The following is a 16,850-nucleotide window of genomic DNA, read 5'->3' as shown; positions in this document are numbered from 1 at the left end:
ACGGGCCACCGTGCATCGTCGACACCGCTCTTGTGCGGATGTTGCGCCACCTAACAACGAAGATGCTTTGTGCGCACACAGCGGTCTCACGCATGAGCGCTTCCCACCGCACATTGTTCACGCTTCCTCTTTCTGACTCAGCGCAGCGGCTCTTTCAGCAGCGCCAGCGCTTCCAGCGCCGAGGCTTCCTCATGCACGATCGCCGCCAGGCTGCGCGCAATGGCGGCTGGGCTGCGATGCTGCCACACATTGCGGCCGATCGCGATGCCTGCGGCTCCCGCATCCATGGCATCTTCCACCATCTTCAGCAGGCTGGCGTCGTCATTCATGGCGGCACCACCCAGCACGATGACCGGCGTGAAGCAAGAATCCGTGACGCGGCGGAAATCTCCCGGCTTCGCATCGATCGGGTAGGGGACCTTCACCACATCTGAGCCGAGCTCGGCGGCGAGACGGGCGGCAAACTGCACCTTCTCCAGCGTGTAGTGCTGGCTCTGGCCCAGACCCACGGGCAGCGCCTCGATGATCGTCGGGATGTCCAGGTCGAAGCTCGTACGGATGAGGTCGGCCACCTCCTGGAAATTGATCCGCTCATTGAATCCGCCGGGGTAGAGCATGTTCATGACGGCATTCGCACCCACCATCTCGGCCTCTTCGATGCCGTAGACATTGATGGATCCAGCGCCTTCACCCTCGGTGCGCACATTGTACACGTCCGTGCGCAGGCAGATGCCCTTGCCGGCCATCGAGTCAGAGGCACGCATCGCCACGCCCAGGTTGATCACGTAACCGTCCACATAGGGGCTGACGCTGTCGATCATGTCGAAGGGGTTTTCCAGCCCGGGCACAGGGATGGCGCAGCCGTGGTCGATGGGCAGAATGACGGTGCGTCCGTTGCGGAAGAAGGCTTCGAGATTTTCTTGGCGGGTCATGGGGAAGGGGAATGCATGGAGGGGGATAGGGGGGCGGTCAAGCAATGGTCGGACTGTCTGGAGCCCTGTGGGGGCGCAGCCTCCTTCTTGGGGAGGCCCAAAACCAGAAAATGCCTCAGTCCTTGCCCTCTTCCTCAGAGGTTTCGACGCTCGGCCGCTGCCGGATGCACACTTTGTCGATGCGCTGGCGGTCCATGTCGATGATCTCCAGGTCAAATTGCTCCACCGTGAAGCATTCTCCCTCGCGGGGCAGACGCTTCAAATGATGCATGATGAACCCGGCCAGCGTCTGAAAGCTCTCCGCCTGGGTGCTCACCACGACGTCGAAGCCTGAAATGGCTGCGTTGACCGCATCGATCTCCGCCATGCCATCCACCATCCAGGTGTGCGGATCGGACTGGCGGATCTCCATCTGGCCGGGCAGATCAGGCCGGAGCGTGAGGTCACCCACCACTTCCTCCGCCAGATCCTCGACCGTCACCAGACCACGGACAATACCGAACTCATCCGTTACCATCGCGGCGTGCTGAGGGGCCTTGCGCAGTTCTTCCAGCAAGGTCAGCGCCGGTTGGTTGTCAGACACAAACACCGGCTCGCGCATGAGCTCGCTGATCTTTTGGCCAGACTTGGTGGCCAGAGCTACGAACAGAGCCCGCAGGGAAACCATGCCTACCACATGGTCACGCGTCTCGTCATAGACGGGAAAGATCACCTGCCGTGCGCCCTCCTGCAGATACTCGGCAGCACTCTCAGCGGTGTCGTCGATGTGCAGGAAGATCACCTTCGGCTTGGGCTGCATCACCTCCTCCGCGCGCACATCCCGCAGGTCAAAGACGCCCTCCACCATCTCGCTTTCACGGTGGTGCACATTGCCGGTGGTCAGGCCCTCGCGCACCATCACTTCCACTTCGGCCAGCGTGGGACCGCTCGGCGGCACGGATTTGCCAAACAATCCCAGCATCGTGCGCGTGCTCAGCTCCAGCACCCACACCAGCGGGCTGCCGATCTTTGAGATCAGGTTCATCGGCCCCGCCATGAAGATGGCGATACCCTCCGGGTTCCTCAGCGCCAGGCTCTTCGGCACCAGTTCACCAATGATGAGAGACAGGTACGTGATGAATGCCACCACGATGGCGAAGGCGATCTCGTCCTCCTTCCCCGCCATCCATGCCCATGGGATGTTTTTCAACCACGGCTCCACGTAAGCGGAAAGGCTCGCTCCACCGAAAGCGCCGGCGAGCACGCCCACCAGCGTGATGCCGATCTGCACCGTGCTGAGGAACCGCTCCGGGTTCTCCGCCAGCTTCAGCGCAAGTCTTGCCCCGGTGCTGCCTTTCTCGGCCCGATCCTGCAGCCGCGCCCTCTTCGCGGAGACGATGGCGATCTCGGCCATGGCAAACAGGCCGTTGAACACAAGGAGGACAATGATGATAACAAGCTCGGTCATGAAGGGGAAGCAGCCACGATGGCGTGGATTGGCGCAGAGGCAATTGTGAACGAGAGCGGGTTAGGCTGCCTGACTCCTCCGCGCAAACCACTTCCGGATCTCCTCCGCCCACAGAACGCTGCTGCCGATGAGGAACAGCAGGAAGAAGTCCGTCAGCGGGATCGGCACCGTGTAGAAGATGCGGTTCATCGGCTCGGTGTAGATCACCATCATGTGCAGGGCCATGCCCAGCACCAGGCCGCCGACGAGCCAGACGTTCTTCAGCACATCCAGGTTCAGGCTGGATTTGAGAGCGCTGCGGCAGTTCAGCACATTGAACCACTGGCTGATCGCCACCAGGGTGAAGGTCTCTGTCTGCACAAGCTCAAAGGGCGCGCCGCTGTTCAGCCGCCACATGAAGAAGCCGAAGATGGCCGTCACGCTGGTGCTCACCATGAGCAGCATGCGCCGCCACATCGGCGGGGTGATCAGCGGCTCTCCCATCGGCGTGGGCTTGCGGCGCATCTCATCGCCCTCCAGGCCTTCCATGATGAGGTTCACGGTCACCGTGCCTTCCGTCACGATGTTGATCCACAAGATCTGCACTGCTGCCAGGGGCAGGGGATAACCGCAAAGCAGCGCCAGCAGCAGCACTAGCACTTCGTCGATGCTTGTCGTGAAGAGGAAAAGCACCACCTTCTTGAGGTTTTGATACACCAGCCGGCCTTCCTCCACGGCCTTGACGATGGTGGCGAAGTTGTCGTCCGTGATCACGATCTTCGCCGCGCCCTTGGCCACTTCCGTGCCGGTGATGCCCATCGCCACACCCACATCCGCCGTCGCCAGGGCAGGGGCATCATTCACGCCATCGCCGGTCATCGCCACCACCTGCTTCTGGGATTGGAAAGCTTCCACAATGCGCAGTTTCTGCGCCGGGTGCACACGGGCGAAGACGGAGATGCTGCCCAGCCTGCTCCGCAAATCTTGTTCGGTCATCTGCTCCAGCTCGGCACCGTCCACGGCAATGTCACCTTCCTTGGAAATGCCTAGCGCGGTGGCGATCGCCAGCCCCGTGGCCTTGTGATCTCCCGTGACCATCACCGGCCGGATGCCTGCTGCACGGCATTCCTCCACGGCAGCCTTCACCTCATCACGTGGCGGGTCGATCTGCCCCAGCAGGCCCAGAAACTTCAATTTTCCACGGAACGGTTCAAAGCCTGCCTTTTCATCCAGCGGAAGGTCCGTCACTTTCGCCACGGCAAGCACACGCAGGGCTTGCGAGGCCAGATCCACAGCGGTCTGCTGGGTTTTGGCAAGATCGAGCGATGAGGTGTCGCAAAGCTCCAGCAGCATCTCCGGCGCACCCTTGAGGATGATTTTGGAGCCGTGCTGGGTGGCCATCATTTTTGTGGCCGAATCAAAGGGAATCTCGCCCTTGCGGGGATGCTGCTTGCGCAGCGCATCTAGGTCCACGGAACCCTTCGCAGCCACCGTGAGCAGTGCTGCTTCAGTGGGATCACCCAGGGCTCGCCAGCGAGTGTCCTCCTTATCGGGCGGTACAAGCTTCGCATCATTGCACAGTACCACACCTTCCAGCATGGCCTTCAGCGTCTCATCATCCGAGGTGGAGATGTTTTTGTCCTCCAGACTGAGCTTTCCTTCCGGTGAGTAACCTGCACCGCTGACCTTGATGAGACGGCCGTCCGGCAGCACCAGCGTGGTCACCGTCATCTCATTTTTGGTTAGGGTGCCCGTCTTGTCACTGCAGATGATGCTCGTGGAGCCCAGCGTCTCCACGGCCGCGAGACGTCGCACTATGGCACCGCGTTTCGCCATGCGCTGCATGCCCACGGCGAGGGCGATGGTCATGGCCACAGGCAGGCCCTCAGGCACCATCGAGACCATCTGGCTGATCGCTACCATGAAGATCTGGTCAAACGGAATGCCGCGTGACAAACCAAACACGAGAATCAGTACGAACAGCACGATGGAGGCGATCACCAGCCAGCGCCCGAACTGCTGCAGGCGCATCTCCAGCGGTGTTCGCGGCTCGGAGGCCGTCGCCGTCATGCGCGCGATCTTGCCGACCTCCGTCTCCACACCCGTGGCCACCACCACCGCACGTCCGCGGCCCGCCGTGAGATGCGTGCTGGAGTAGATCATGTTTCTCCGATCTCCCAATCCAGAGTCTTCGGGCAAAACTTGAAGGTGTTTCTGCACGGGCAGTGACTCGCCCGTCAGCGCCGCTTCTGTGGCTTCCAAGGAGGCCGCTTCCAGCAGCCTCGCATCCGCACCCACCTGATCACCAGCGGCCAGCAGCAAAATGTCTCCCGGCACGAGATCCTTCGCTTCGATGATGGTTTCGTGGCCATCACGAGTCACACGCACCTTGAGCGCCGAGAGCTTCCTCAGGGCCGTCATGGAATGCTCGGCACGTCCTTCCTGGATGGCGCCGATCACGGAGTTCACTAGCACGACGACCAGAATGACCACAGCGTCACTCGCGTGACCCATGGAAAACGAGATGATGGCGGCAACAAAAAGGATGTAAATGAGCGGGCTGGCAAACTGCGCGGCAAACACCTTCCACATCGGCTTGTGCTGCGCTTCCGGCAGTTCGTTTGGCCCATGTTCCGCGAGTCGTTCAACGGCGTCGCCGTTGCTCAGTCCTTTTTCGATGTCCGTTCGCAACGCAGAGATTGCCTCGGATGCTTCCTTGCTGTGCCAGATAAGAGGCGTGGTCGCAGGCATGATAATATTCTTTTTTACCTACGCATAGACTCACCCCGTTGGTTGTGCTGTCCGGAGCATTGTCAGGAAACCGCTACATAACTTCTAACGAAGTTTATCTCGTTGGTTCTCAAGGGTTGACCCAGGCGTTATCTTTGTGCAGGGGAAAATGCCAGCCCGGATGCCCGGTGTGACGGACTGGCCCAACAAAATCCGCAGAAATCACACATCATGCACCACATTCTATTCCTTCAGGATCTCGCTGTCGTGATGATGATCGCAGCCGTGGTCACCATCCTGTTCCGGCAGTTGAAGCAGCCGGTCGTTTTGGGCTACATCCTGGCTGGCGTCATCATCGGTCCGCACACGCCTCCGTTTCCGCTGATCCATGACAAGCACACCATCGAGACGCTTTCTGAGCTCGGGGTGATCTTCCTCATGTTTTCGCTCGGGCTTGAGTTCAGTTTGAAAAAACTGACCAAGGTGGGTGCCACGGCCTTGATCGCGGCTTCAGCGGAGATCGTGCTCATGATCTGGGTGGGCTACCAGCTTGGTCAAGCATTTGGTTGGGGCACGATGGATAGTGTCTTCCTCGGGGCCATCCTCTCCATCTCCTCCACCACCATCATCATCAAGGCTCTCGAGGAGATCGGGAAGACGAAAGAGCGCTTCGCGCAGATGATCTTCGGCATCCTGATAGTGGAGGACATCCTGGCCATCCTCATGATCGCCATGCTCTCAGGCTTTGCCACCACGGGCTCCCTGGCTGTGAAGGACGTGGCAGTGACCGTGGGCAAGCTCAGCACCTTCCTCGGAGTGCTGCTGGTCTTCGGTCTCATCCTGGTGCCGCGCCTGCTGAACTGGATCGCCAAGTTCAAGAGTAATGAGATGCTGCTCGTCACCGTCGTGGGCCTTTGCTTCGGTGTGTCGCTGCTCGCTGTGCATCTCGGTTACAGCGTGGCGCTCGGTGCTTTCATCATCGGTGCCATCATCGCGGAGGCACGCCACATCGCTCACATCGAGACGCTCATGCATCCGGTTCGTGATCTCTTTAGCGCGGTGTTCTTTGTCTCGATCGGTCTCTTGATCGATCCGCAGGTGCTCATGGACCAGTGGCTGCCCATCCTCATCATCACGGCTGCTGTGGTGATCGGGAAAGTGCTGACCTGCGGCCTGGGCACCTTCATCGCGGGAAATGACATGAAGACCTCCATGCGCGTCGGCATGGGCCTGGCGCAGATTGGCGAGTTCTCCTTCATCATCGCGGCGCTCGGCCTTTCGCTGAAAGTCACCAGTGACTTCCTCTATCCCATCGCCGTGGCAGTCTCGGCTCTCACCACCTTGCTCACACCCTATCTCATCCGCGGATCTGACAGCATGGTGCGCGGCATGACAAAGGTGATGCCGGACGGCATGATGAAGACCCTCGATACCTACACGGATTGGGTGGGCAAACTCGGGAGTGGCAACGGCAAAAAATCTCCCGCGGCTTTTCTCCGCAAATGGGGCTGGCAGATCCTTCTGAATCTTCTGCTCATCGCCGGCTTCTTCATCGCCGCGGTGTTCATGCTGGACCGTGTGCATGGCTGGTGGCCCACGGCTCCCTGGGGACGTGATGGCATCAAAGGCATGCTCTGGCTGGTCGCGATGATTCTGAGCCTGCCCAACCTCATCGCCATCGTGCGCAAATGGCAGGCCTTCGGCATGCTCGTCAGTGAGATGAGCGTCTCACATGCGGCGGCCAAGGACAACACCAAGGCGCTGCGTGGTCTCATCTCTGGCATCGTTTTCATCGCGGGTTGTGCGGCCCTGTTCTTCATCATTCTTGTGCTCAGTTCCGCCATCCTGCCTTCGCGGAATCTGCTCATCGTTTTGGCGCTCGTGCTGGTGTTGCTGACCATCCTGCTCTGGCGAGTCTTTGTGCGCGTGCACACCAAGGCTCAGTTCGCGCTCTATGAGACTCTCAATGAAGCGCCATTGCCTCACCATGAGCTCGAGGCCTCGGCGATGCCGCCGCTGCTGCGCCATGCGGAGCTGCTCAGCCTCATCATCACCCCCGAGTCCCAAGCCGCCGGCAAAGTCATCGCCGAGCTGCAACTGCGCACGCGCACCGGTGCCAGCATCGTCGGCATTGAGCGCTCCGGTGAGAACATCATCAACCCCAGCGTCTCCGAGGAGATCCGCATCGGTGACTCCGTCCTCCTGATCGGCAGCGCCGAGCAAATCCAAAAAGCCCGCGAGGTCCTTGGTTGATCTCGCAACTGGTGTACGTTGTTCACGCTTCAGCGTGTTCAATGAACTTCCAAGCATACGCTAAAGCGTGAACAACGTACACCTGCTTCGAGCTTCGTCGGAAGCTCCGAACAAAATAGGTTAGCGCTTAGCTCTCAACTGCTCCCGCAGCCTCTCGACCTCACCGAGCAGCTCCGTGAGCAGTTTCACGCCTTCCAGGTTCATCCCGCAGGCTTCACGCAGATGCTCGACTCGTCGCAAACTGCGCACGGTGTCATCATCAAACTGCGGTCGAATGATCCCGCGCTCTTGATACTGCACCAGCGTGGTGGACTCGATGCCCGTGATCTTGGCGAGCACTTCCAGGGTATAGACTTCGTTCATGTCAGGCACGGGGTTTGAAGTTGGAGGTGGCGCGCAGCTTTTCCCAGAGCTCGCGCTCGGCATCACTGATTTGCGTTGGCAGCACAAGATGGATCACCACAAAGAAATCACCGCGCTCGCCGCTCTTGGCCTTCGGCAGGCCTTTGCCGCGAACGCGCAGCGTCTGGCCATTCTCCGTGCCTGCGGGAATACGCAGCTTGATGCTGCCGTCGAGCGTGGGCACGATGACCTCGCCGCCAAGCACTGCCTCCCAAGGTGCGGCATCAAGCTCATGATACACATCCGCCTCACGCGTGGTGAATTCCGGATGCGCCGCATGCCTCACCCGCAGATACAGATCACCCGCCTCGCCGCCGTTGTGTCCCGGCTCGCCATGCCCCGGCACGCGAATGCGCCGCCCATCGGTGGCACCTGGCGGAATGCGCACCTGAAACTCCTGTGTCTCCACGGCGCCCGTCTGGCGGTTCACCGTCTGCATCGAAATCGGCCTCTGCGTGCCATGCATGGCCTCGTCCAGCGAGACCAGGATGTCTCCCTCGATGTCATGCCCACGACGCGCACGGCCACCTCCGCCTGATCGCGGTATGTACTCTTCCTGGAAGCCATACCGGCTGCCACCGCTGAAGTACTGCTCAAAGAAGTCGCTGAAGCCCGTGCCGCCAAAGTGAAACTCCTGCTCATGGCCCTGACTCTGCCCGTGACCGCCCCCTGGATATGGAGGTGGTGCCTGCGCCTCTTCCTGCCAGTTTGCGCCTAACTGATCATACTTCTGCCGCTTCTCAGGATCGCTGAGCACCTCGTTGGCCTCGTTGATCTCCTTGAACTTCTCCTCGGCCTCCTTCTTGTCCGTCGCAGTGTCCGGATGATACTTCCGCGCGAGCTTGCGGAAGGCCTTTTTGATATCGTCCGCACTGGCATCACGGGAGACACCGAGGGTGGCATAGTAGTCTTTGAACTGGGCGGGCATGGTGGTGAACCGTGAAGATACGTTGGCTGCCGATGATGAGGATGAACTGTGTTTGTCTCACCACGGCCAGAGCAGCAGAATGGCCACCCCTCCGAGCATGGCGATGCCCAGGCCCATCAGGGTGGGTTTGATGAACTCTCGCGCACCCAGCGTGACGACGAGGATGCCTTTGAAGACCACATTCGCCATGCCGCCCACCAGGATCATGCGCCAGGCCGTGCCGGGGTCCAGATGCGTGGCACTCACGAGCTTCGCGGTGGAAAGGGTGATGGCGTCCATGTCCGTGAGCCCGGAGATGGCGGCGGCAATGTAGAGACCCGAAGGCCCGAGGTATTGTTTGGCCGCTGCCACTACCACCAGCACCACGGCATAGAGCAGGCCAAAGACGACCGCGCTCTTCAGTTCTGATGGTGGCGACTGCGGCACGCGATGCGTTCCCGTATTTCCCGAGATGCGATAGGCAATGGCCGCGACAAGACTGAACCACACCATCATCGTCACCAGAGGCGGCATCATCTGCTTGAGGTGACCGGGCGCCGTGATGGCCACCTCGGCTAGTACACGCACAAACACGATGGTGGAGGCAATGAGCGCCATAGCGGCCAGGCTGACTCCATTGGATCCTTTTTCCTGGCTCCTTCGTGCGAGGCTGGCCGTGGTAGCTGTGCTGGAGATGAGCCCTCCGAGAATGCTCGTGACCGCTGCCCCCTTGTGACCTCCCAAGAACTTGCCCGCCATGTAGGCCGCGAGGCTGATGCCGATGATCAGCACCACCATGAGCCAGATGGAGAAGGGATTCAGCACGCCCATGTAGCCCATGTCCTCATTCGGCAGGGCAGGGAGGATCACCAGCGCCGCCAGCGCGAGGCGTGCGATCTCGCGCAGATCAGCCTCGCCAATCCGCCTGACCATGCCGTGCAGTGTCTTCTTGCTATGCAGCAGCACCATCACGCTGCCCGCGATGATGATGGCGATCAGCCGCTCTCCATGCACGGTGATGATGCCAAGCACAAACATGACCAGCATGGCCATCTCCGTGGTGAGGCCCGAGTCGGGATCCTCCCGCAGCTCGCTCAGATGCCCTACGATGACCAGGGCGACGAAGCCGATCATGGAGGCGGCGATCACCCAGCCGCCAAACATCATGCCCAGCAGCCCGCACAGAGCCCCGAAGACGGAAAGCAGCGCGAAAGTACGGATACCGGCCACTTTGCTTTGCACCCACTCCCGCTGCAAACCCACCAGCAGGCCCAGCCCCAGCGCCGTCCCGAAGGACTGCAGCAGTTCGGAGGTCTCGGGAAGCGTCGCAGGCATGAGGAAAGGTCGCCATAAGACTCTACGCTCTTGCACCCTCTCTTGCGCTGTCCAAACTCGACCTTGTGCCAACCGTCACCCCCTCCCTGGTCGCATCCCTCCGCTCTGCCGTTGATCCCTCTCGCGTGCTCACCGAGCCCGAGGACATCCTGCCGTACAGCTTTGACGGCACTGCTGCACTGAAGGTGAAACCCGGCGCGGTGTTGTTTCCCCTCACGGGGGAGGAGGTGGCCGCCTGCGTGAAGCTGGCCCGTGCTGCGAAGGTGCCCGTGGTCACCCGTGGCTCCGGCACCGGCCTCAGCGGCGGCAGCGTGCCTCTGGAAGGCTGCCTCGTCCTCTGCCTGGCGCAGATGGACAAGATCCTCGAGGTCGATGAGAAGAACCTCACCCTGCGTGCGCAGAGCGGTGTCATCACCAAAGACATCGACGACGCGGCAGGGAAGGTGGGCCTGTTTTATCCGCCAGATCCCGGCAGCATGAAGATCAGCACCATCGGCGGCAACGTAGCCGAGAACAGCGGCGGCCTGCGCGGCCTCAAATACGGCGTCACCCGTGACTACATCATGGGCCTGCAGGTCGTCCTTGCTGATGGCACGCTCACGACCTTGGGCAACAAATGCGTGAAGGACGTGGCCGGCTACTCCATGAAGGACATCTTCATCGGCAGTGAAGGCACGCTCGGCATCATCACTGAGGTCATGCTGAAGCTGGTGCCGAAGCCGAAGGCGCGCAAAACCATGCTGGCCCTTTATGACAGCATGGAAGCCGCCGCGGAGACCATCAGCGCCATCATCGCGGCGAAGATCATCCCCTGCACTCTGGAGTTCCTCGACCGCATGACCGTCGGTTGCGTGGAAGACTTCGCCAAGATCGGCCTGCCCACCGAAGTGGAAGCCGTGGTGCTCATGGAAACGGATGGCCATCCTGTGGTGGTCGAAGAAGAAGCCGCGCAAATGATGGCGCTGGCCCGCCAGCATGGTGCTCGCGAGGTGCGCGCTGCTGCGGATGATGCCGAGGCCACACGACTGGCCACCGCACGTCGCAGTGCCTTCTCAGCCCTGGCTCGCAAACGGCCCACGACCATTCTCGAAGACGTCACCGTGCCGCGCACGGAGCTGGCCCACATGGTCAAGTTCATCCGCGAGGTCGCTGATCGTCACAAGCTCATGGTCGGCACCTTCGGTCATCTGGGCGATGGCAACCTGCACCCCACCTTCCTCACCAACGAACGCGACCATGAGGAGATGCATCGCGTGGAGGAAGCACTGGAGGAGATCGTGACCGAGACCATCCGCCTCGGCGGCACCGTCACCGGTGAACATGGAGTTGGTTTGGCCAAAAAGGCCTTTGTGAAGCGTCAGCTTGGCGAGGCCAGCTATGAGCTCATGCGCAGCATCAAGCGTGCTCTCGATCCCGAGTGCCTGCTGAACCCGGGGAAGATTTTTGATCTGTGAGTTCGAGTGCTATTTCCATCACCGCCGCCGAGACTGTCTGCTCGCTTGGCGGCTCTTTATCTGAATGTCTCGCCTCCTGGCGTGCTGGCAAGACAGGTCTCGCCGAGCATGACGGCATGCTGCAGGGCCGCATTGCGGACCGGTCCGTGCTCAAAGGCCGGCGATATGGTGCCGTCTCGAATCTCGCCGTGCGTGTGGCACGTGCCGCCGTGGAGCGTTCTGGCTGGACTGCCGAGGAAACGAAGACGGCCTGGCTCTTCGCCGCCAGCAGCCGTGGCAATGCGGATGAACTTCTCGGCCACAATGACTGGCGGCGCCCTTCCGCACGCTTCCGTGCCAGCAATACCATCCACAGTGAGATCGCTGCCGCCGTGAGTATTGAACTCGGCATTCGCGGTCCCTGGCAGATGCTTTCCAGCGGATGCTCCGCTGGTCTGGATGCGCTTGGCATGGCCTGGACAGCTCTGCGCGCAGGCTTGTGCCAGCGTGCGCTTGTGGTGGCCGCAGACTTGCCGCTTGTGCCGGAGTTGATCGAGGCTTTCCGCGCGACTCGACTGCTCGCCACGGACTCTCTTAATGATCCGCTGTCTCCGACAACGACGGGTTTGCATCTCGGTGAGGCCGGTGTGGCTCTGACTCTGGAGCTTTCGGAGACTGGTCTGGCTGAGGTCACGCGCTATGCGGCCAACAGTGACGCCTACGACTCACTGGCAATACCCGAGGACGGTGCATCTCTGGCTGAGTTGCTCTCCACCTTTCCACGGCCGGTGATCATCTGCCCTCACGCCACCGGCACGCCGAATCATTCCAAGTCCGAGATGCACGCGCTGCGCACGGCTTTCGTGAATCCTCTGCCGTCCATCCTGCTGCTGAAGCCTTTCACGGGCCACACGCTTGGTGCCAATGGTTTGCTGGACACCGCACTCATCGCCTCTGCGCTGCCCAATCTGCCTGGAAACCTTCCCGGCCTCACCGGTGTCTCGCCAGATGTCGTGGATCTGCATGTGGGAGATGAGATTCTGAAAATCACCTCCGGCATGGGCGGGCATAATGCGGCCATCGGTTTGAAGGTCGTGGCTCCGCCGGTGCCCATTGAGATTCCGATCCCGGTCCCGCCATGAGTTGTGTTGTTCGACAGATCATCGCGCTCCTGCTGCTGACGGCTTCCATGTCAGCGGCAGCGGATCTGGTCCGCCATGATTTCTCAGGCTCGGGCATGTCCACCACTTTCCGCATCGCTTGTTATGCCGAAAGCAAGGAAGCTGCTGCCAAGGCGGTGGATGCTTGTTTGGAACGTGTGGCGTATCTGAATGCCATCTTCACCGATTACGATCCCGCCAGCGAGCTCATGAAGCTCTGCTCACCCGAGGCGGCGTATCCGAGGAAAGTGAGTCGTGAGCTCTTTGATCTTTTGCAGCGCTCACGGGAGCTGGCGGAGAAAACCGAGGGTGCCTTTGATCCCACCTGCGGACATGTCACGCATCTCTGGCGGCGTGCGAAGCGGCTGAAGAAGCTGCCTCCGGCGGATCGTCTCGCTCAAGCCGTCGCTGCCACAGACTGGCGTCGCATCACGCTGCATCCGGAAACACAGAGCGTCACGCTCACTCCAGGCACCTTGATTGATCTGGGCGGCATCGCCAAAGGTTACGCGGCCGATGAATGCCTGCGCGTCCTCAAACAGCATGGCATCACGCGTGCCGTGGTTCTTGCCGGAGGCGATACATCTGCAGGCGATCCTCCGCCGAACGAAGAAGGCTGGGAGGTCACCCTGCGCACAGACTCGCAGCATGAGAGCAGCATCCGTCTCGCGAACCGCTGTGTCTCCACCTCCGGAGATCTCTACCAGTTCACCGAGATCGAGGGCGTGCGCTATTCGCACATCGTCTCGCCGAAGACCGGTCTCGGTCTCAGGGAACGCGTTGCGTGTTCCGTCAGCGCACCGGACTGCACCACCAGTGATGCCCTGGCCACCGCCATGTGCGTGCTGGGCAAGACAAAGGGTGCTGAAGTGGCTGCCCGCATTCCTGGTGTCGAGCTTCGTTTCCCGGAGTGACTTCGTTGGAAGTTTCTCGGTTGGCTCGCGTTCTCGAACGCATCATGCGCCTCTTTGTTCTGCTTCTTCTTGCTTCGTCATTCGTGCTTCGGATTTCGTCATTCGCTGCCGACAAGCCCAACATCCTCTTCCTGCTCTCCGACGATCACAGCGTGCCTTACCTAGGCTGCTACGGCAATCCCGACGTCCGCACACCCACGCTGGATAAACTCGCTGCCGATGGCATTCGCTATGATCGCTTCTTCACCTCCTGCCCGCAGTGCGTGCCTTCGCGTGCCGCTTTGATGACAGGCCGCAGCCCCGTGGCCGTGCGCATGGTGCGCTTCACCTCGCCGCTGCCGGAGAACATGCCCGCGCTTCCCGATCTGCTGCGTGACCAGGGCGGCTACTTCACCGGCATCGCCGGCCGCAGCTATCATCTCGATGGCCCTGCCACTGGCAAGAAGGGCGCGCCGCGTGCGGCTCCGGTCATGGGCGAGGTGATGGACCGCATGAACCTGCGTACCTTCAAGAAGCGCGCCGACTATGTGGAAGAGAAGAGTGATGGGATGAAGAACTTCGGCGGCAAGCTGGCCACCTTCCTGGACCTCGTCCCAAAGGGCGAGCCCTGGTTCTTCTGGCTCGGCTTCAGTGATCCGCATCACACCTGGGACACAGTCTCCTCCAAAGGCAAACTCGATCCCGCGAAGATCACGCTGCCTCCGCATCTGCCGGATCTTCCCGGCGTGCGCCAGGACCTCGCGAAGTATCTGCAGGAGGTCGAGCACCTCGATGAAGATGTGCAGACCGTGCTCGATGTGCTGCAAAAGCGTGGCCTTGCGGAGAACACGCTGGTTGTCTTCATCGGCGACAACGGCATGGCCATGCCTCACGGCAAAGGCTACCTCACCGATCCCGGCATCAACACCCCCTGCATCGTGCGTTGGCCGGGTGTGACGAAGCCCGGACAAGTGGCCCGCAATCTTCTCTCCGGTGAAGACTTCACTCCGACCATGCTGGAGGTCGCGGGCGTGCCGGCTCCAAAGGAGATGAGCGGCATCAGTTTCGCCAAACAACTGCGTGGCGAGTCCTTCGAGCCACGGAAATACATCTTCGCCGAGCGCGGGCCTCACGGTGGTGATGGCGGCATGAAGCCAGACATCACCGCGAATGCCTTCGATCTCGCCCGTTGTGCGCGCAGCGACAAGTTCAAGCTCATCTACAACTGCACCCCGCATGGTGCGGTGGCCCCTGTGGACAGCAAAGGCGACCCCAGCTGGACCGAGATGGAAGCCGCAAATCAAGCTGGCAAATTGGCCCCTGAGTTCGTGAAGACCTACTTCACCTCACCTCGCCCCACCTTCGAGCTCTACGACCTTGATGCAGATCCTGGTGAGTTGAAGAACCTCTCTGGTGATCCGAAATACAAGGACACCGAGTATGATCTGAAGCGCGCGCTGACCGAGAAGATGGTTCTCGACTGGGACTTCCTGCCAGCGCCTTTGCGGTGAGGTATGTTTAAATGATTGTTAGGTCGACTCCAGCCTTCTGCGAGCCGGAGGCTCGAAAGCAGGTAGCCGGGGGTGAAGCGAGGAACGAGCGAGAACCCCCGGCTAATTTCTTTGGAGCCTCCAGCTCGACTTAGAGAGCCTCGTCCCCAAGCCGCTTGTCTCCGACGAGGTAACCCTGCACATAGTCCTTCACCGCGTCATTCAGCGTGAAGAGCGGCTCGGCGTAACCAGATTTGCGCAGACGGGCGATGTCCGCGCAGGTGTAGTACTGATACTTGGCCTTCAGATGCTCCGGCATGGGCACGAAGTCGATCACCGGTTCCTTGCCCAGTGCGGCGAAGATGCCGGTGACCAGTTGCACCCAGGTGTGGGCCTCGCCGGAGCCGAGATTGTAGAGACCGCTCGCGAGAGGCTCCGTGGCCAGATGCAGAGTCATCTTGATGGCGTCCTTCACATACAGGAAGTCACGCATCTGCTCGCCGTCCTTGTAGTCAGGTCGGTCGGACTTGAAGAGCTGCACCTTGCCGGTGTTCAGGATCTGGCCGTAGGCCTTGTGCACCACGCTGCGCATGTCCGCCTTGTGGTCCTCGTTCGGTCCGTAGACATTGAAGTACTTCATGCCGACAATGCGGCGGTCCATGCCGGTGCGCTTCGCATGCAGGTCGAAGAGATGCTTCGAATAGCCGTACATGTTCAGCGGACGCAGGCGGTGCAGATCTTCCAGCTCGTCATCCATGCCCAGGGAGCCATCGCCATAGGTCGCGGCGGAGGAGGCATAGACAAAGCGCGTGCCCTTGGCGACCGACCATTCGGCCAGCACCTTGGTGAACTCATAGTTATTCCGCATCAGATACTCCGCGTTCTTCTCCGTGGTGGCGGAGCAGGCGCCGAGATGGAAGATGACATCAAACTTGCCCAAAGAGTCCGGGTTGCTGCGTGCCTGCTGCTCCAGATCCGTGCCGTCGATGTAGTCGTGGAACTTCAGCGGTACCAGATTGCGCCACTTTTCATCAGAGCAGAGCTTGTCGCTGATGATGACGTTCTCGAAACCGCGGCGGTTCAGCTCCCACACGAGAGCGCTGCCGATGAATCCGGCTCCGCCGGTGACGAGGATTCGACTTTCTGAAGACTTGAGCATCCAGGCTGTTAGCGAGGAGGCGGGAGATTTGCAACCCGCTTGTCCGTCACTGTCTACGCTCTGCCATGCGTCATGCCGGCAGAGTGAGCACGCTGCTGTCTCCGTGGAGACGTGAGGCTGTGCCTTCGTGGCTGGATTCACCGAGCCTGCGGTGCGTCCAGACATCTGCTGGAGTGTTCTCGCACTCGCCAAAAAGCATCAGCGCGGTGTCATCCGTCTGGCCGGGGAAGGGGAGACCCCAGGCAGGTGCGGTGGAAAAGACTTCGTCGAGCTCCACTTCATCCCATTCGCCACCGGAAAGGCCTGGCGTCATCCACACGGTCAGAGTGCCTTCCAGATGCGCGCGGAAGGAGGCTGTGCCCGCATCCAGGAAAAGGCAGGCAGGGCTGATCTGGCTGGCGATCTCAGCGAGCCTGGCGTGCGTGGCATGCGGAGGGGCCAGCGAGACCGTGGCACCCACGTGCGAGGCAGCCATGAGCAATGTCTGCGCATCGGGATGATCTGCAGACAGGCCAAAGAAGACCACATTGCCGCGCTCCACCCCATTGCGCTGCATCCACGTCGCTGCACGGAGCACATCATCCCAAACCTTCTCGGCGGTCGTCAGCTGGCCACGATGCAGGCATTGCTTCTCCGGGCTTTTTTCAGCGAGATCAGCGAGGTGTTGGCTGAAGAAGAAAGGCTTATGCTTGTTCTCAAGGGAGAAGGTGGCGGGAGAGAGAGGCATCTT

13 protein-coding genes are annotated in these 16,850 nt (G+C 60.7%); 5 read left to right on the top strand and 8 right to left on the bottom strand.

Features of this window, described 5'->3' with window-relative positions:
• Positions 1-137: 137 nt before the first annotated feature.
• From BGE01nite_RS24340 to BGE01nite_RS24330, 3 genes are all read right to left on the bottom strand, one after another.
• Positions 138-932 (bottom strand): class I fructose-bisphosphate aldolase, encoded by a 795-nt coding sequence (locus BGE01nite_RS24340; RefSeq protein ID WP_146854658.1) that lies wholly within the window; start codon positions 930-932, stop codon positions 138-140.
• Between the two features lie 115 nt (positions 933-1,047).
• On the bottom strand, positions 1,048-2,379 hold the full coding sequence (locus BGE01nite_RS24335; protein ID WP_146854656.1) for a hemolysin family protein: 1,332 nt from the start codon (positions 2,377-2,379) through the stop codon (positions 1,048-1,050).
• 60 nt (positions 2,380-2,439) lie between these two features.
• The gene (locus BGE01nite_RS24330) at positions 2,440-5,109 is read right to left on the bottom strand and encodes a cation-translocating P-type ATPase (protein WP_146854654.1); all 2,670 of its coding nucleotides are present in this window, start codon (positions 5,107-5,109) and stop codon (positions 2,440-2,442) included.
• A gap of 210 nt (positions 5,110-5,319) precedes the next feature.
• Between BGE01nite_RS24330 and BGE01nite_RS24325 the strand changes: the two genes are divergently transcribed.
• Positions 5,320-7,341, top strand: a complete 2,022-nt coding sequence (locus BGE01nite_RS24325) for a monovalent cation:proton antiporter family protein (RefSeq protein ID WP_146854652.1) — start codon at positions 5,320-5,322, stop codon at positions 7,339-7,341.
• A gap of 120 nt (positions 7,342-7,461) precedes the next feature.
• Here the strand turns inward: BGE01nite_RS24325 and BGE01nite_RS24320 are convergent, their stop codons facing one another.
• Genes BGE01nite_RS24320 through BGE01nite_RS24310 form a run of 3 tightly spaced genes read right to left on the bottom strand, consistent with a single transcriptional unit; the run spans position 7,462 to position 9,985 of the window.
• The gene (locus BGE01nite_RS24320; protein WP_170267023.1) at positions 7,462-7,704 is read right to left on the bottom strand and encodes a MerR family transcriptional regulator; all 243 of its coding nucleotides are present in this window, start codon (positions 7,702-7,704) and stop codon (positions 7,462-7,464) included.
• A 1-nt stretch (position 7,705) separates the two neighbouring features.
• Positions 7,706-8,671, bottom strand: a complete 966-nt coding sequence (locus tag BGE01nite_RS24315; protein WP_146854648.1) for a DnaJ C-terminal domain-containing protein — start codon at positions 8,669-8,671, stop codon at positions 7,706-7,708.
• 57 nt (positions 8,672-8,728) lie between these two features.
• A complete protein-coding gene (locus BGE01nite_RS24310) occupies positions 8,729-9,985 on the bottom strand; it encodes an MgtC/SapB family protein (RefSeq protein ID WP_146854647.1) in 1,257 nt (418 codons plus the stop codon).
• A gap of 47 nt (positions 9,986-10,032) precedes the next feature.
• Here BGE01nite_RS24310 and BGE01nite_RS24305 point away from each other — a divergent pair, with 47 nt between their 5' ends.
• Genes BGE01nite_RS24305 through BGE01nite_RS24290 form a run of 4 tightly spaced genes read left to right on the top strand, consistent with a single transcriptional unit; the run spans position 10,033 to position 14,982 of the window.
• Positions 10,033-11,439, top strand: coding sequence for an FAD-binding oxidoreductase (locus BGE01nite_RS24305; RefSeq protein ID WP_146854645.1), 1,407 nt, complete (start codon positions 10,033-10,035; stop codon positions 11,437-11,439).
• A complete protein-coding gene (locus BGE01nite_RS24300; protein WP_146854643.1) occupies positions 11,436-12,560 on the top strand; it encodes a beta-ketoacyl synthase N-terminal-like domain-containing protein in 1,125 nt (374 codons plus the stop codon). Before BGE01nite_RS24305 ends, BGE01nite_RS24300 begins: the two co-directional genes overlap by 4 nt.
• A complete protein-coding gene (locus BGE01nite_RS24295) occupies positions 12,557-13,492 on the top strand; it encodes an FAD:protein FMN transferase (RefSeq protein ID WP_146854641.1) in 936 nt (311 codons plus the stop codon). Before BGE01nite_RS24300 ends, BGE01nite_RS24295 begins: the two co-directional genes overlap by 4 nt.
• A 44-nt stretch (positions 13,493-13,536) precedes the next feature.
• A complete protein-coding gene (locus BGE01nite_RS24290) occupies positions 13,537-14,982 on the top strand; it encodes a sulfatase family protein (protein WP_146854639.1) in 1,446 nt (481 codons plus the stop codon).
• A gap of 130 nt (positions 14,983-15,112) precedes the next feature.
• Here the strand turns inward: BGE01nite_RS24290 and rfaD are convergent, their stop codons facing one another.
• Together rfaD and BGE01nite_RS24280 are read right to left on the bottom strand one after the other, a co-directional pair.
• A complete protein-coding gene (gene rfaD, locus BGE01nite_RS24285) occupies positions 15,113-16,120 on the bottom strand; it encodes an ADP-glyceromanno-heptose 6-epimerase (RefSeq protein ID WP_146854637.1) in 1,008 nt (335 codons plus the stop codon).
• Between the two features lie 70 nt (positions 16,121-16,190).
• Positions 16,191-16,847 carry an AMP-binding protein gene (locus BGE01nite_RS24280; protein ID WP_146854635.1) on the bottom strand — a complete coding sequence of 219 codons (657 nt, stop codon included), beginning with the start codon at positions 16,845-16,847 and terminating at the stop codon, positions 16,191-16,193.
• Positions 16,848-16,850: the final 3 nt, after the last annotated feature.

Source organism: Prosthecobacter gellanilyticus, from assembly GCF_007992435.1.
In the GTDB taxonomy this organism is placed as follows: domain Bacteria; phylum Verrucomicrobiota; class Verrucomicrobiia; order Verrucomicrobiales; family Verrucomicrobiaceae; genus Prosthecobacter; species Prosthecobacter gellanilyticus.
Note: the sequence above shows the minus strand (reverse complement) of the source record. Positions and strands in the feature narration are given on the sequence as shown.

What these genes read in the sequence shown, in the direction of transcription:
- BGE01nite_RS24325 (WP_146854652.1), top strand. Translation starts at nt 5,320, where the DNA reads ATGCACCACATTCTATTCCTTCAGGATCTCGCTGTCGTGATGATGATC.
- BGE01nite_RS24290 (WP_146854639.1), top strand. Translation starts at nt 13,537, where the DNA reads ATGCGCCTCTTTGTTCTGCTTCTTCTTGCTTCGTCATTCGTGCTTCGG.
- BGE01nite_RS24315 (WP_146854648.1), bottom strand. Translation starts at nt 8,671, where the DNA reads ATGCCCGCCCAGTTCAAAGACTACTATGCCACCCTCGGTGTCTCCCGT.
- BGE01nite_RS24295 (WP_146854641.1), top strand. Translation starts at nt 12,557, where the DNA reads ATGAGTTGTGTTGTTCGACAGATCATCGCGCTCCTGCTGCTGACGGCT.
- BGE01nite_RS24280 (WP_146854635.1), bottom strand. Translation starts at nt 16,847, where the DNA reads ATGCCTCTCTCTCCCGCCACCTTCTCCCTTGAGAACAAGCATAAGCCT.
- BGE01nite_RS24340 (WP_146854658.1), bottom strand. Translation starts at nt 932, where the DNA reads ATGACCCGCCAAGAAAATCTCGAAGCCTTCTTCCGCAACGGACGCACC.
- BGE01nite_RS24330 (WP_146854654.1), bottom strand. Translation starts at nt 5,109, where the DNA reads ATGCCTGCGACCACGCCTCTTATCTGGCACAGCAAGGAAGCATCCGAG.
- BGE01nite_RS24310 (WP_146854647.1), bottom strand. Translation starts at nt 9,985, where the DNA reads ATGCCTGCGACGCTTCCCGAGACCTCCGAACTGCTGCAGTCCTTCGGG.
- BGE01nite_RS24335 (WP_146854656.1), bottom strand. Translation starts at nt 2,379, where the DNA reads ATGACCGAGCTTGTTATCATCATTGTCCTCCTTGTGTTCAACGGCCTG.
- rfaD (WP_146854637.1), bottom strand. Translation starts at nt 16,120, where the DNA reads ATGCTCAAGTCTTCAGAAAGTCGAATCCTCGTCACCGGCGGAGCCGGA.
- BGE01nite_RS24320 (WP_170267023.1), bottom strand. Translation starts at nt 7,704, where the DNA reads ATGAACGAAGTCTATACCCTGGAAGTGCTCGCCAAGATCACGGGCATC.